This window comes from Nostoc sp., from assembly GCF_035638895.1.
Classification (GTDB): Bacteria; Cyanobacteriota; Cyanobacteriia; order Cyanobacteriales; family Nostocaceae; genus Nostoc.
Genome location: NZ_DASQZC010000194.1, coordinates 1 through 13,987, shown reverse-complemented (window position 1 = coordinate 13,987; position 13,987 = coordinate 1). Strand labels below are relative to the sequence as shown.

At 41.6% G+C, this 13,987-nt stretch carries 13 protein-coding genes; 5 read left to right on the top strand and 8 right to left on the bottom strand.

Annotated features, from left to right (window positions below; genetic code table 11):
* Nucleotides 1-2 precede the first annotated feature (2 nt).
* Nucleotides 3-2,153, top strand: a complete 2,151-nt coding sequence (locus tag VE944_RS09515; protein WP_324975689.1) for an AAA-like domain-containing protein — start codon at nucleotides 3-5, stop codon at nucleotides 2,151-2,153.
* Nucleotides 2,153-5,623, top strand: coding sequence for an AAA-like domain-containing protein (locus VE944_RS09510; RefSeq protein WP_324975687.1), 3,471 nt, complete (start codon nucleotides 2,153-2,155; stop codon nucleotides 5,621-5,623). The genes VE944_RS09515 and VE944_RS09510 overlap by 1 nt, the downstream gene beginning before the upstream one ends.
* Nucleotides 5,624-5,642: 19 nt before the next feature.
* Here VE944_RS09510 and ureC read toward each other — a convergent pair whose 3' ends face one another.
* The 4 genes from ureC to VE944_RS09490 all read right to left on the bottom strand — a co-directional run bounded on the left by ureC (nucleotide 5,643) and on the right by VE944_RS09490 (nucleotide 8,919).
* Nucleotides 5,643-7,358 carry an urease subunit alpha gene (ureC, locus tag VE944_RS09505; protein ID WP_324975684.1) on the bottom strand — a complete coding sequence of 572 codons (1,716 nt, stop codon included), beginning with the start codon at nucleotides 7,356-7,358 and terminating at the stop codon, nucleotides 5,643-5,645.
* Nucleotides 7,359-7,420: 62 nt separating this feature from the next.
* Complete coding sequence (locus VE944_RS09500) at nucleotides 7,421-7,726, bottom strand: urease subunit beta (RefSeq protein WP_324975681.1); 306 nt, start codon at nucleotides 7,724-7,726, stop codon at nucleotides 7,421-7,423.
* A 14-nt stretch (nucleotides 7,727-7,740) separates the two neighbouring features.
* Nucleotides 7,741-8,043: an urease subunit gamma gene (gene ureA / locus VE944_RS09495; protein WP_012407584.1), complete on the bottom strand. Its 303-nt coding sequence runs from the start codon at nucleotides 8,041-8,043 to the stop codon at nucleotides 7,741-7,743.
* A gap of 39 nt (nucleotides 8,044-8,082) precedes the next feature.
* A complete protein-coding gene (locus VE944_RS09490) occupies nucleotides 8,083-8,919 on the bottom strand; it encodes an urease accessory protein UreD (RefSeq protein WP_324975674.1) in 837 nt (278 codons plus the stop codon).
* A 173-nt stretch (nucleotides 8,920-9,092) separates the two neighbouring features.
* Here VE944_RS09490 and VE944_RS09485 point away from each other — a divergent pair, with 173 nt between their 5' ends.
* Complete coding sequence (locus tag VE944_RS09485) at nucleotides 9,093-9,323, top strand: type II toxin-antitoxin system HicB family antitoxin (RefSeq protein WP_324975670.1); 231 nt, start codon at nucleotides 9,093-9,095, stop codon at nucleotides 9,321-9,323.
* 16 nt (nucleotides 9,324-9,339) lie between these two features.
* Here VE944_RS09485 and VE944_RS09480 read toward each other — a convergent pair whose 3' ends face one another.
* From VE944_RS09480 to groES, 3 genes are all read right to left on the bottom strand, one after another.
* A complete protein-coding gene (locus tag VE944_RS09480; protein ID WP_324975667.1) occupies nucleotides 9,340-9,477 on the bottom strand; it encodes a ParA family protein in 138 nt (45 codons plus the stop codon).
* A gap of 171 nt (nucleotides 9,478-9,648) precedes the next feature.
* Nucleotides 9,649-11,283, bottom strand: coding sequence for a chaperonin GroEL (gene groL, locus VE944_RS09475; RefSeq protein WP_324975664.1), 1,635 nt, complete (start codon nucleotides 11,281-11,283; stop codon nucleotides 9,649-9,651).
* 126 nt (nucleotides 11,284-11,409) lie between these two features.
* Entirely contained in the window at nucleotides 11,410-11,721 is a 312-nt protein-coding gene (gene groES, locus VE944_RS09470) for a co-chaperone GroES (protein ID WP_100898362.1), read from the bottom strand.
* A 430-nt stretch (nucleotides 11,722-12,151) separates the two neighbouring features.
* Here groES and VE944_RS09465 point away from each other — a divergent pair, with 430 nt between their 5' ends.
* On the top strand, nucleotides 12,152-12,274 hold the full coding sequence (locus VE944_RS09465) for a hypothetical protein (protein WP_324975658.1): 123 nt from the start codon (nucleotides 12,152-12,154) through the stop codon (nucleotides 12,272-12,274).
* A gap of 329 nt (nucleotides 12,275-12,603) precedes the next feature.
* Nucleotides 12,604-13,281 carry a response regulator transcription factor gene (locus tag VE944_RS09460; protein WP_012407592.1) on the top strand — a complete coding sequence of 226 codons (678 nt, stop codon included), beginning with the start codon at nucleotides 12,604-12,606 and terminating at the stop codon, nucleotides 13,279-13,281.
* A 77-nt stretch (nucleotides 13,282-13,358) separates the two neighbouring features.
* Here VE944_RS09460 and VE944_RS09455 read toward each other — a convergent pair whose 3' ends face one another.
* Nucleotides 13,359-13,667 carry an NIL domain-containing protein gene (locus VE944_RS09455; protein ID WP_324975655.1) on the bottom strand — a complete coding sequence of 103 codons (309 nt, stop codon included), beginning with the start codon at nucleotides 13,665-13,667 and terminating at the stop codon, nucleotides 13,359-13,361.
* Between the last annotated feature and the right edge of the window lie 320 nt (nucleotides 13,668-13,987).

The following is a 13,987-nucleotide window of genomic DNA, read 5'->3' as shown; positions in this document are numbered from 1 at the left end:
TCATGAATTGGGAATTAGTTAAAGCTTGTACCGTAGCGATCGCTACTCCAGAAGGTTACATCCAAGGCACGGGCTTTTTTATCTCAACCCAGGGACATTTACTCACCTGCGCTCATGTGGTTGAGTCAGCAGGAGGTGAGGAAAATGTCCGAGTAAATGGGCAAGGGGTTAAGTTGGTTTATCTAGGCGATCGCACCCGCGATGATTTCGCCATATTGCAATTATCCGATTATCAAGGTGCTTCAGTTCCCTTAGCTTTTAATTTTCAGCCGATGGATCGATTTCTATCTATTGGCTATGGGCGAACGGATTTTCCCCAAGGTGCTTCGATTGATGGCACGATCACTGATATGAATCCCCAATCTGAATTTAGCAACTTACCAATGTTGCGGTTGCGAGTCAAGGCGAATTCGCAACAAGTGCAAGGGGGTTATAGTGGTTCGCCCCTATTTAATGCAGAAACTCAACGAGTTATTGGCATAATTGCCGCTTACGACAACACAGAAGGCGCATTGGCTCTACCTCTGGTTACGGTACGACAAAAATGGTCAAATTTGTCAATATTTCTGGATATTAATCAGAATGTATCACTGTTGTCACCAAATAGCGGCAGCGCCAGAGTTTTTATTAGCTATCGCAGTCAAGATCCAGAATTGAGCCTTGCCCAGTATTTTTATGAAGCAATCAAAGCTGCTGGACATGAAGTATTTATGGCGGGTGAGAGTATTCGTTTGGGGGAAAACTGGCCCCAACGCATCGATACAGAATTAGAACGGTGTGATTACTTTCTGCTGCTGTTATCTCCACAATCAGCAACCAGTGAGATGGTAACAGAAGAAGTAAGAAGGGCAAAGCAGCTAAAAGATTTGCGTCCTGAGCATAAACCAGTAATTTTGCCCATTCGTGTCAATTTTCCTTTAAGTTCACCACTAAATTATGATTTACGGGGTTATTTAAGTCAGATTCAGCAGCGAGAGTGGAAATCGCCTGCCAATACTCCGAGGATTTTGCAAGAAATTTTGTCATTGTTGACCGAAGATGGTATAGGCAGTGCAAATCGTGCCCCTATAGAGGAATTACCAACTGTAACACCTGCTTGGGAAACTCAGGAAAGTCCGCCTCTACCAGTTGCAGAACCAGAATTGCCAGAAGGGCAAGTAGATTTAGTTTCGGAATTTTATATTGAACGTCCTCCCATAGAATCTCGCTGCTATGAGGCAATTTTGAAGCCAGGATCTTTGATTCGGATCAAAGCGCCCCGGCAGATGGGTAAAACCTCACTCATGGCGCGGATTCTTCATCAAGCGTCACAACAAGGTTATCTGACTGTAGCTTTAAGTTTTCAATTGGCAGATGAAAAGGATTTTGCAGATTTGGATAAGTTCCTTCAGCGATTTTGTGCCAGTATAGGACGGAGGTTGAGGATACCCAACAAGTTAGCAAATTACTGGGATGATATTTTTGGCAGTAAGGACAATTGCACTGCTTATTTTGAGGAATATCTCTTACCAGAAATCAACCAACCTCTAGCATTGGGATTGGATGAAGTTGATCGTATATTTCAATATCCCGAAATTGCTAATGACTTTTTTGGGCTGTTACGTGCTTGGCATGAAGATGCTAAAAACCGCGAGATTTGGAAAAAACTGCGGTTGGTAGTAGTGCATTCCACAGAAGTTTATATTCCGATGAATATAAATCAATCGCCGTTTAATGTAGGCTTGCCGATTGAATTACCAGAATTTAACGCCCAACAGGTTCTTGATTTGGCACGAAGGCATGGACTCAATTGGAGTTTTACTCAAGTTGAACAACTAATGGCAATGGTGGGAGGACACCCCTATCTTGTACGGGTGGCACTTTATCACATTGCCAGACAGGATACTACGCTCAATCTGCTTTTGCAAACAGCCCCCACAGAAGCTGGCCCTTATAGCGACCATTTACGTCGGCATTTGTGGAATTTAGAACAGCGTCCAGAATTAGCTGCTGCTATCAAAAAGGTAGTTGCCAATACTAGCCCAGTTCGGTTGGATTCGATACAATGCTTTAAATTACTCAGCATGGGCTTATTACAACAGCAAGGAAATGATGTAACGCCACGTTGTAATTTATATCGTCAATATTTTCGCGATCGCCTGAGAGTTAGCTGATGAACATACAACAAAACCCAGCTTATGAATATCAAGTTGGCGGCAGTTTGCCTGCTGATGCCCCTAGTTATGTAGTGCGACAAGCAGATACAGATTTGTATCAGGCGTTGAAGGCTGGGGAATTTTGTTATGTCTTAAATTCTCGGCAGATGGGCAAGTCTAGCTTGCGAGTGCAAATTATGCAACGCTTGAAAGCAGAGGGCATTGCCTGTGCTGCGATTGATCTTTCGGTAAGAGACACGGAATTAAACCAGTGGTATGCAGGCTTAGTCAAAAGGCTAGCGAGTAGTTTTAACCTCTCCCGTAAAGTTAATGTAAGCACTTGGTGGCGTGAGCGAGACCTTCTTTCTCCTATGCAACGATTGAGAGAGTTTATTGATGAAGTACTACTAGTAGAGATTCATCAAAGAATTGTTATTTTTTTAGATGAAATTGACAGTCTTCTAGGCTTAGATTTTCAAGACGATTTTTTTGCGTTTATCCGAGCCTGCTATAACCAACGTGCTGACCGTCCAGAATACAAACGTCTTAGTTTTGCTCTATTTGGGGTAGCAACACCCTCAGATTTGATTAGGGATAAAAACCGGACTTCGTTTAATATTGGTCGGGCGATTGAACTAAATGGTTTTCAGTTACAGGAAGCTGAACCTTTGGCTAAGGGATTAGTGGGCAAAGTTAGTAATCCTCAAGATGTGGTGAAGGAAGTTTTAATTTGGACGGGTGGACAACCATTTCTTACTCAGAAGCTTTGTCAACTCATCCCTGCTGGTATAGAAGCGGCTGGAGTTGAAGAGTTGGTGCGATCGCGTATCATCAAAAATTGGGAATCACAGGATGAGCCGGAACATTTGAGGACGATACGCGATCGCATTTTGAGAAACGAACAACGAGCAGGTCAGATGCTAGGACTGTACAAACAAATCTTGCAACAAGAAAGAATATTAGCTGATGACAGTCTAGAACAAATGGAACTACGGCTGACAGGTTTAGTGCTTAAGCGACAGGCTTACTTAGAAGTATACAACCGTATTTATAAGAAAGTTTTTGACGAAAGCTGGGTGAATAAGCAATTAGCCGAGCTAAGACCACAGTTTTATAGAGAAGCAATAACAGCTTGGTTAGCTTCTGACTATCAAGATGAATCGTGGCTTTTGCGTGGAGATGAGTTAAAGAATGCACAGAAATGGGCAGCAGGAAAAAACTTGAGTAAAGAGGATAACGATTTTTTAAATGCTAGTCGAGAGCTTCGTACTAAAGAACTAGAGGAGTATTTAGGCCCAACTAAATTAAAGTTTAAAAATGAGGAAGTCTTTTCAGTTTCTGATTTAATTGACAAGTGTGAGAAGTATCCAGAGATAACAAAAGATTATTTATTCAACAGCGAATATCTTGAAGAGTGGCTATTCTTGCGTAGTGAAACACATTTAGCAAATCTGTCTCGAAAGATTGTTGAGGGCTATAAGCAAGAAAAGCGTAGAGGTGTAGAAATGTTCGTGAGGGAACTTTGTAGACATTTAGGCAGACCTCCACATCCAAAAATATTTTTTGAACCGAATCAGCTGGAGCTTGGTGAAATCCCCATCGGATACCAAGATAAGCTTTTCTTAAAAATTAGCAACAATGGGCGTGGATTTGCATGGGGAGATGTAATTAACCCTAATCTCCCCGGTTTGAGTGTACCCGAACAATTTGATTCCTCTACTGACACAACATTCGATATTAATTTTGATGCTCTTGAAGTTGAACCGGGTGATTATCAAGGTAGTATTTTCATTTTCTTAAAACAGATTGAGTATACCTGTAGAATTCCTATAAGTTACAAAATTACAAAACTAAATATTAGTAAGCCAGAAAAATTAGACTTGGGAGTTCTTTCACATGGTAGGCATTCCTTTACTAGAACATTAATAATTACTTGTCAGTCTTCTGGTGGAAGACTTAAAGGAATTGCTTCAACGAAGATGAACGAAATAGAAATAAAACAACATAGCTTGGAAGGAAAATCATTAGAATTTTCGTTGACTATAGATACCACTAATCTAGAGGCTGGTAACTATAATCCTGAAATAACTATAAAAACAAATACTGGCAAATTTAAAGTACCCATTTACTTCAAAAAATCTCTAAATTGGGACATTATAATCCCATTAACTGCTAGGATTTTTATCCCTGTAGGATTAGTCATGTTTTTAATCCGCCATATTTTGGGAACCTATTTATCAGTAGGTTTAGGTGATAATTGGGTTTTGTCATATCCATCAGAAGTCACTGGAGCTTCTTATTTACCAGAATTTTTTCCTTTTTCCCATCTAAGTATATTTGGGATACCAGAGGTGCGGATTATGTGTTCGATTTTTGGTAGTCTAATATTCTTTATTTGTGCGTTTATATTTCGTGGGGGTTTAAATTTATTAAAGGAAAAATTAAAATCAAAAGTAGAAATATTTTATGATTCGATAAATCAATTAATAGAAAGCTATAAAAATCGCTCGCGTTGGAGTAATCAATGGGTTTATAACCTGCGATATTCTCCAAGTAAAGGAATGATTATTATAGGTTGGCTAATCAAAACAACATTTTTACTATTAATACTATTATGGCTAGTTATATTCATCATTAATTGGATAATAAACCTTCTGGCATGGCTTGGTTCAAGCTTTCTTATTATTACTGACTTAACTACATATCCACTTAAGGCAATTGGCATCGAACAAGTAGCAATTGCTTGGTTAGTATTGGGTTGCTTTGTCGGTGGAGCTATCGGATTAATTCAATCTCTCAAACGTATAGAACAATATTCCTATTTAGGTAAAGTTTATTTAATCGCTATTGCCATACCTTGCATACTATTTATAACTGGCTTAATAACCGTTCATTTTCAACAAAATATAGACTTTTTTCCAAATATTGTACTTTCCGATGATTTTAAATATCCATCCAAAAAATGGAATAAAGATGCATTAGTAAGTATAAAGAATGGAGGTTTATTCCATCCTGAAGCTAAAAATAATAATTTTAAACTGTCTATTTGGGGTGATAAAAATCAGATATTCAAAGACTTTGATTTTTCAGTTGATACTAAAAAAGTCAATGGAACTGATGATTCAGGATTCGGTATAGTTGCCCGAACTAGCGATACAAGTAAATCTAGTGTAAGGCAAAATTTTTATTATTTGCTAATTAAAGGTAATGGGGACTTTTCGATGGGAAAGCTTATAAACAGTAACAAATGGGAAAATAAAGTGGGCTGGCAACATTCTACTAGCATCAAACAAGGTAATAATATAAATCGATTAAGACTTGTTTGCAATGGAAAAAGGGTAATTGGATGGATTAATAGCCAAAGAGTCGGGATATTTGAAGATGACTCTTACACTTCTGGAAAAATTGGAGTTATCTCATTACGAAGCAGCGATGATGGGGCTGCTGTGTATTTCGATAATGTTCTTATTAAAACAAAGCCAGAATAGAAAGTTACTCGGTCATGAATTAAAACAAAAAGTACCTCTGTGCCATTGGCAAAACTGTCGCAGGTTCACAAATTAGCAATTCACCATCTGCCCTAACTTGGTATGTTTCTGGATCAACTTCAATGTGAGGTAATGCATCATTCAGCTTCATATCCCGCTTACTTAATTGGCGTGTTTCAGAAACTGCAACTGCTGCTTTTTGTAAACCTAGCTGGCTGGGAATTTCTTTCTCTAAAGCTGCTTGCGAAACAAAAGTTAATGATGTGGCATGACGCGCCCCTGCAAAACTACCAAACATCGGTCGCATATACACTGGTTGCGGTGTGGGAATACTGGCGTTAGCATCGCCCATTTGCGACCATGCAATCATCCCGCCTTTAATCACTATCTCTGGTTTCACGCCAAAAAATGCCGGACGCCACAAACATAAATCTGCTAATTTTCCCTCTTCCACTGAACCCACATATTCAGCAATTCCGTGAGCGATCGCAGGGTTAATTGTATACTTAGCAACATATCTTTTTGCACGAAAATTGTCTGCTTTTTGCTCATTTCCTTCTGGGTTAAGAGTTCCCCGTTGCACCTTCATTTTATGAGATGTCTGCCAGGTGCGAATTATCACTTCCCCTACCCTTCCCATTGCCTGGGAATCGGAAGAAATCATGCTAAATGCGCCTAAGTCGTGCAAAATGTCTTCAGCAGCAATGGTTTCCCGACGGATGCGAGATTCGGCAAAAGCGACATCTTCGGCGATCGCAGGGTCGAGGTGATGGCATACCATCAACATATCCAGGTGTTCGTCTAAGGTATTTATAGTATAGGGACGTGTGGGATTAGTGGAAGATGGCAGAACATTGGCTTGGCTGCAAACTTTGATGATATCTGGTGCGTGTCCTCCGCCTGCGCCTTCAGTGTGGTATGTGTGGATGGTACGATTCTTGAAAGCGGCGATCGTATCTTCGACAAATCCGGCTTCGTTCAGAGTATCAGTATGAATCGCTACTTGTACATCATATTCATCGGCAACGCTGAGGCAAGTATCAATTGCTGCGGGTGTGGTTCCCCAGTCTTCATGAAGTTTTAACCCCATTGCACCGGCAGCTACTTGTTCTACAAGTCCTTGGGGTTGACTGGCGTTACCTTTGCCCAAAAATCCTAAGTTTACGGGAAAAGCATCAGCAGCTTGCAGCATTCGGTAAATATTCCAAGGGCCGGGGGTGCAGGTAGTGGCATTTGTACCCGTAGCTGGGCCAGTACCGCCGCCGATCATGGTGGTAATCCCGGAAGCGATCGCAACTTCAATTTGTTGGGGACAAATGAAATGAATATGGGCATCAATACCACCAGCAGTGAGAATCATTCCTTCCCCTGCTAAAGCTTCAGTACCGGGGCCGATAATAATATCTACATTGTCTTGAATATAAGGATTTCCGGCTTTACCAATTTTGAAAATCTTGCCATCTTTAATGCCGATATCCGCTTTGACAATACCCCACCAATCGAGAATTAAGGCATTAGTAATTACTAAATCTACAGCACCATCGGCGTTAGAAATGGGGGATTGTCCCATCCCGTCTCGGATGACTTTCCCACCGCCAAATTTCACTTCGTCGCCGTAGGTGGTGAAATCTTGTTCAACTTCAATAAATAATTCTGTGTCTGCAAGCCGGATGCGATCGCCTACTGTTGGACCATAGGTTTCGGCATAGGCGCGGCGATCCATTCTGTAAGGCATATAAAATCCTTCTTTTTAACGCAAAGGGACGCGGAGGGAAGCGCAGAGGTACGCGGAGGTTTTTAGAGGTTTCCGTTAATTTTGGCGTTGAAGCCGTAAACTTGGCGAGTACCAACGAGGGGGACTAGAGTTATTTCTTTTTCATCGCCTGGTTCAAAGCGGACTGCGGTTCCTGCGGGGATATCGAGGCGCATTCCTCGCGCTTGTTCTCTGTCAAAGTTTAAGGCTGTGTTGACTTCATAAAAGTGAAAGTGAGAACCGACTTGTATGGGGCGATCGCCTGTATTTGACACTTGCAATTTTACAGTTGGACGACCAACATTTAGTTCTATTTCACCTGCTGGTGTGATAATTTCCCCAGGAATCATAATAAATTCAAAAATTAACGAATTGGATTATGTACTGTCACTAACTTTGTGCCATCAGGAAAAGTTGCTTCTACCTGTACATCATGCACCATTTCAGGTATACCTTCCATGACATCATCCCGCGTTAATAAAGTTGTACCGTAACTCATTAATTCAGCTACAGTTTGCCCATCTCTTGCACCTTCTAAAATGGCAGCAGAAATATAAGCGATCGCTTCAGGATAATTCAGTTTTAGACCCCTTCCTTTCCGTCTTTCTGCTAATAAAGCAGCAGTAAAAATTAATAGCTTATCTTTTTCCTGCGGCGTAAGTTGCATTCTTATCTCCTCTGTGTTCTCTGCGCCTCTGCGGTTAGTTTAAACCTGCCACACTCTTGGTATACAATTACCACGATTCAAAAAAGAAACTCGCAGCATCTGCCAAACATTAATAAACCAGTTTCTCACCTCAGATGTAGAAGCACCGCGATATCGACACAATAATCCATGTTGTAACCTGCTAACACCCGCTTCTCCTTCCCCATTCCATAAATTTCGCGTTCTTTCGACAATTTCTGCTGAAACTGCACCACCAACCCAAACTAGACTACCTACAATTGGTTTTCCACCCAAACCGTGGGGACTGTGAAAAGTTTCTTCGCTACCCCGTAACCATTGCCGATCAATCCATAAAGGAAAACCTTCTTGCCAAATTTCCGTGTGCGATCGCCATTCTCCTTGCAAGAATTTTTCTCCTCTAGCACTGCGACCAAATCGGGTAATTTCCCAGCCTAACCAACTGCCCCCGGTTGCTAATTCTACCCGTAAATCTTGCCGATAAATCGCGTCGTTAAATAAAATTGTCTCTTGCGGCAACCACTCTAAACAAGCACCAGCGTCAACTTGCATTTGGATGGTTTGTCTAGCTTGTAAGCCATTACTGCGATATATCTTGCTTGCAGCAGCTGTAGTGATTAAAGCTTGGGTTTGGGGTTGGAGATGGATGTTAGAGGATAAGCGATCGCCTCCCACCATTCCCCCAGCCGTGTGTAAAATGACGCTATGACAAATTTCCCCTTCTGGATAAAATGGACGTTGTACCTTTAGGGGTGCTTGGTGGCGATCGTAAATTAATTGGGTTTTACCCTGACGATCGGCATAAACTAAATTAAGTTTGCCATGCCAACCTTCTGCTACTTGCGGATTGCACGTCATTTATAAATTCAAGATTAAAGTTCACATACCTTATATTTATTTAATATATTCTCTGCTACTTTCCCTGCAATTTATCATTATTTTTTCGCTAATATTATATAATCATCTAATGTAAAGATAATTTTAACTCCTGACTATTAAACCGCTCCAAACAGTAACATCTACATACAATAATGGAAAGATTGCTAAACATCCAGATTGAGAAATTACCTGAAGGCGTTTATTTAGCAACATCTGATGACCTTCAAGGTTTAGTAGCTCAAGGACGGACTGTTTCTGAAACTTTAGAAATTGCTCGTGATGTAGCGCGTAAGTTATTAGAAGCACAATCGCAGGATCAAGAACTAGATTATTTGCAACCAATAGCTGAACAATTTAACTATCCTTTAGTTGTAGCTCAGTAGTCAATTAATGGGACGGCTAGCTGGGTTTAGATATAGAGAGATTATCAAAATCTATTAACAGCACTTTTTTGCCTCTTCGTGCAAGCGCATCTCCTAAATTCCATGTAATAATAGTTTTGCCGACACCGCCTTTATTGTTAAAAATTGAAATCACTTAGTTTGATTGCTAGTCATATTTTTTACTTTAATTTAGTGTTTTGTACATGATTATACTTATTATATTAAGGATGCGTCAATTTATCCAAAATGCTTTCTGCGTGACATAAAAAAACAGCCACCTCCATAAAGGAAGCAGCTGTTTTACAAACTATGTAACTACAAAGTATTAGTAATCGAAGTCGCCGCCACCAGCACCAGCGCCAGCAGGAGCGCTATCTTTAGGCTCAGGCTTGTCAACTATAATACATTCGGTTGTCAACACCATACCAGCGATGGAAGCAGCGTTTTGCAGAGCAGAACGAGTCACTTTCGCAGGGTCAACAATACCAGCAGCTAACAAATCGACGAATTCGTTTGTTGCAGCGTTGTAGCCAACGTTGAATTCTTTCTCTTTCACGCGTTCAGCAATTACAGCACCATTCTGACCGGCGTTTTCAGCAATCCGCTTCAGAGGAGCAGGTAAGGCACGAACGACAATCAAAGCACCAATCAACTCTTCATCCTTAAGATTGCTCTTTGCCCAAACTTCCAATTCAGGAGCAAGGTGAGCCAGAGTTGTACCACCGCCAGGAACAATACCTTCTTCCACAGCAGCTTTGGTAGCGTTGATAGCGTCTTCTAGGCGCAATTTCTTGTCTTTCATTTCGGTTTCGGTTGCTGCACCAACTTTCACTACAGCAACACCACCAGAGAGTTTAGCAAGACGCTCTTGTAATTTCTCTTTGTCGTAAGAAGATTCGGTTTCATCGATTTGACGACGAATCTGTTCTACACGTGCCTTAACAGCAGCTTCGTTACCTTCGGCAACAATTGTGGTGCTGTCCTTGGTGATGGTGATTCGGCGAGCTTTACCCAGGCTATCCAGCTTGGTGTTATCTAGCTTTAAACCAGCATCTTCGGTAATTAGTTGACCACCAGTTAAAACAGCGATGTCTTCTAGTAGTGCTTTGCGGCGATCGCCAAAGCCAGGAGCCTTAACAGCAGCCACGTTGAGTACACCGCGCAAACGGTTTACAACCAAAGTTGCCAAAGCTTCTTTTTCAATATCTTCGGCGATAATCACCAAAGGACGACCAGCACGAGCTACTTGCTCTAACACTGGTACAAGGTCTTGTACCAAAGCGATTTTCTTATCGGTCAGCAGGATGAAAGGCTCATCAAAAACCGCTTCCATCCGCTCAGGGTCGGTAGCGAAATAAGGAGAGATGTAACCTTTGTCAAAGCGCATCCCTTCAGTGATTTCCAACTCGGTGAACATAGATTTCCCTTCTTCTAGGGAAATTACGCCTTCTTTGCCCACCTTGTCCATTGCTTGGGCAATCATCTGACCAACTTCTTCGTCATTACCAGCCGAGATCGCACCAACTTGAGCAATGGCTTTGGAATCTTCCACTGGACGAGCATGTTCAGCAATTTTTTCTACCAAGAAGGCAGTAGCTTTGTCAATACCGCGCTTCAGGGAAATTGCGTTAGCACCAGCTGCAACGTTCCGCAAGCCTTCTTTGACGATCGCATGAGCTAAAACGGTAGCAGTGGTGGTGCCATCGCCCGCAGCATCATTGGTCTTAGAAGCAGCTTGACGAATCAGAGCTACACCAGTGTTTTCAATATGATCTTCTAATTCGATTTCTTTAGCGATCGTTACACCGTCATTAACAATTTGCGGTGCGCCAAATTTCTTTTCTAGGACTACGTTACGACCTTTGGGGCCAAGGGTAACAGCTACAGCCTCAGCCAGGATGTCAATGCCTCGTTCCAAGGCGCGACGGGCGTTTTCGTTGTAGATAATGCGCTTTGCCATAATTTCTTGTTAGTTGTCCTTTGTCATTTATCTTTTGTTCTACCCTTCGGGAAGCCGCCCGGAGGGCGTCTACGTCATTTGTCATTTGTCCTTTGTCATTGGCTAATGACTAATGACCAATGACCACTAAATAACGACTGCTAAAATATCTTTTTCAGAAAGCAGTACATATTCTTCGGTGCCGAGTTTGATGTCAGTGCCAGCGTACTTCGAGTACAGCACCTTATCGCCGACTTTGATTTCCAATTCCTGACGGTTTCCATCGTCATTACGCTTGCCAGGGCCAAGAGCCACTACTTCCCCTACCTGGGGCTTTTCCTTGGCAGTATCGGGCAAATACAGACCACCTGCGGTCTTTTCCTCAGAGGCGTTCACTTTTACGAAAACGCGATCGCCTAAAGGTTTAACTGTAGAAACGCTTAGAGATAAAGCTGCCATATTATTTCTTTCCTTTATAGATTAGCACTCTCAACTCCTGAGTGCTAATCTACCGAAAAATTGCATCCAATAGCAAGAATTCCTTTAGTACGGGTTCCCGAACTAGAGGCTCAAAGATGTACTTAAGTATAAATGCTTAATTATTTTTACCTTTCGGGTTTTGTTCCGTAAGTTACGAAGAGAGTAGGGAGCAGAGAGTTAGGAATTAGCGCTGACCAGACAATTGCTAGCTGCTGCTCAAAACGAGCTAGTCTGGAATCCTGGCAATACTTAAAAAAGCGACTTAAAGAGTTAAACTTTGATGAGCCGCAACAGAGTAATCCCATCTGCGTCTATAGAACTAAAAGCCAACTGCTTGCGCGTTTGTTGTTCTGGACTCATAATGGTGGTTTACACTGATGGTGTCTGATATCGCCAAGCAAGCCCGGAAGTGATTGAGTGGATCATCCAAGAACACTTAATAGGCAATAAGGTGGTAGAGGAATATGCATTTTTAACCCATCCTTTGCCAGAAACTTCCCTAGTTTCTTATGAACACCTCATAGAGGCTTAACAACTGAAGGATATGGTACAGCAGTAAGCTTTAAGAAAGTGCGGGTTGCTTTTGAGGTAGGGTCATCTTTAAGCCAATACTTAGTTGTGAGTCAGAAGGATTATTATTTAATCAGTGTTTTTTCGCCCGTCACTTTCAATGCGATATATAATAGCGCATTATAGATACTACTGCTATACGTATCCTTGCTGGACTTTTGCTATCGAGCTACTAGTCTCTTGAAAGTGCTCGGCATTTTTGAGGTTTCGAGACAGCAAAGGCAAGTTAAGTAGGAAAAAGGACAACATCTCGAAATAACCCACGATAGAGGATAAATATTCAAGACTTTGATGGACCGAAGCGCGACAAGTGCCACTGCTATGAAAGAACCCAGCATGAAAGATCACAAACGACTTCTATTGATTGATGATGACCCTAACCTCATCTTGCTGGTGAAGGATTACTTAGAATTCCGGGGATACGAAGTCATCACCGCCGAAAATGGACGTGAAGCTCTGGAAATTTTAGAGCAAGATGTTCCAGACATGATTATCTGCGACGTGATGATGCCGGAAATGGACGGATATACTTTTGTAGAACAAGTCCGGCAAAACGAACGCACCAGTTGGATTCCGGTTCTTTTCCTTTCAGCTAAGGGACAAAGTGCAGACCGAGTTAAGGGTCTGAATAAAGGTGCTGATGTTTATATGGTCAAACCTTTTGAACCAGAAGAACTCGTAGCGCAAGTTGAATCCTCGCTGAAACAAACTATCCGTTGGAAAGAACACCAAGCTAAAGGAGGCGAAAACGGTTCCCGCATCCAGGTTCCCTTCGATGTGCAATTAACCCCAACCGAACTGAAAGTAGTCCAGTTTGTCGCAAGGGGTTTAGCTAACCGGGAAATTGCTGAAGAACTAAATGTTAGTCAGCGCACGGTTGAAAGCCATGTGTCCAATATGTTGGGCAAAACCAATCTCCACAACCGCACTGAACTAGCGCGGTGGGCGATTGAAAATCAAATGGCCTAAACAAAGTTAAGAGTTAAAAGTTAGGAGTTATGAATTATGAATTTTTTAACTTCTAACTCCTAACTCCTAACTAATATTTACCACCCATCTTCTTCAGGGCTGGATTGGTGCAAAACTTCTAAATCCAGTTCATCCAGGTAAGTTAGGGCGCTTTCAATCTGAGAAACAGTACCTCGCAGTTCCAGATCGAAGCAGCTATATTGTGGCACGTTTGCGCTTACCTGAGCATCAGCAATAATCACTGTGATGCCATAGTGAGAAACCAGTCGTGAAATGACTGGTTCCTCATACAAGTCTTTAGGAATGCGAACTTGAATACGAGTTTGGGTGCGTCTATTATCTAAAATATCTGTATTAGATTTTACTTGTTTATTTGGAATTATCATTCTAGCTTCCTACTCGACTTCTGGGATGGGGGTTTGACTTTGCACAATTCTTTTAACACTAGCGTCACTTATCCCACGCAGGCAAGCAAGAAAGTATTTGCCTTGGCAAACTATTAATTTAGATTTAGTAAGTATGAAGAGTTGCTCATAATTCGGTAGTTATGAGGTTAATTGTTATTATACAGCACTTCCCGGTGTTATGAGGTACAATAGCAACAATTAGTAAACCAGTTTTTTAAATGTTGAGGATTCATTAAGTCGAGTGCAACTGAGATTACTGTATCAACCATTTCTGTTGTAGTTGGAGCAAAACTGCGTAA

What these genes read in the sequence shown, in the direction of transcription:
- ureA (WP_012407584.1), bottom strand. Translation starts at nt 8,043, where the DNA reads ATGCAACTTACGCCGCAGGAAAAAGATAAGCTATTAATTTTTACTGCT.
- VE944_RS09485 (WP_324975670.1), top strand. Translation starts at nt 9,093, where the DNA reads ATGGAAAGATTGCTAAACATCCAGATTGAGAAATTACCTGAAGGCGTT.
- VE944_RS09515 (WP_324975689.1), top strand. Translation starts at nt 3, where the DNA reads ATGAATTGGGAATTAGTTAAAGCTTGTACCGTAGCGATCGCTACTCCA.
- VE944_RS09490 (WP_324975674.1), bottom strand. Translation starts at nt 8,919, where the DNA reads ATGACGTGCAATCCGCAAGTAGCAGAAGGTTGGCATGGCAAACTTAAT.
- VE944_RS09510 (WP_324975687.1), top strand. Translation starts at nt 2,153, where the DNA reads ATGAACATACAACAAAACCCAGCTTATGAATATCAAGTTGGCGGCAGT.
- VE944_RS09460 (WP_012407592.1), top strand. Translation starts at nt 12,604, where the DNA reads ATGGACCGAAGCGCGACAAGTGCCACTGCTATGAAAGAACCCAGCATG.
- groES (WP_100898362.1), bottom strand. Translation starts at nt 11,721, where the DNA reads ATGGCAGCTTTATCTCTAAGCGTTTCTACAGTTAAACCTTTAGGCGAT.
- VE944_RS09455 (WP_324975655.1), bottom strand. Translation starts at nt 13,667, where the DNA reads ATGATAATTCCAAATAAACAAGTAAAATCTAATACAGATATTTTAGAT.
- groL (WP_324975664.1), bottom strand. Translation starts at nt 11,283, where the DNA reads ATGGCAAAGCGCATTATCTACAACGAAAACGCCCGTCGCGCCTTGGAA.
- ureC (WP_324975684.1), bottom strand. Translation starts at nt 7,358, where the DNA reads ATGCCTTACAGAATGGATCGCCGCGCCTATGCCGAAACCTATGGTCCA.
- VE944_RS09500 (WP_324975681.1), bottom strand. Translation starts at nt 7,726, where the DNA reads ATGATTCCTGGGGAAATTATCACACCAGCAGGTGAAATAGAACTAAAT.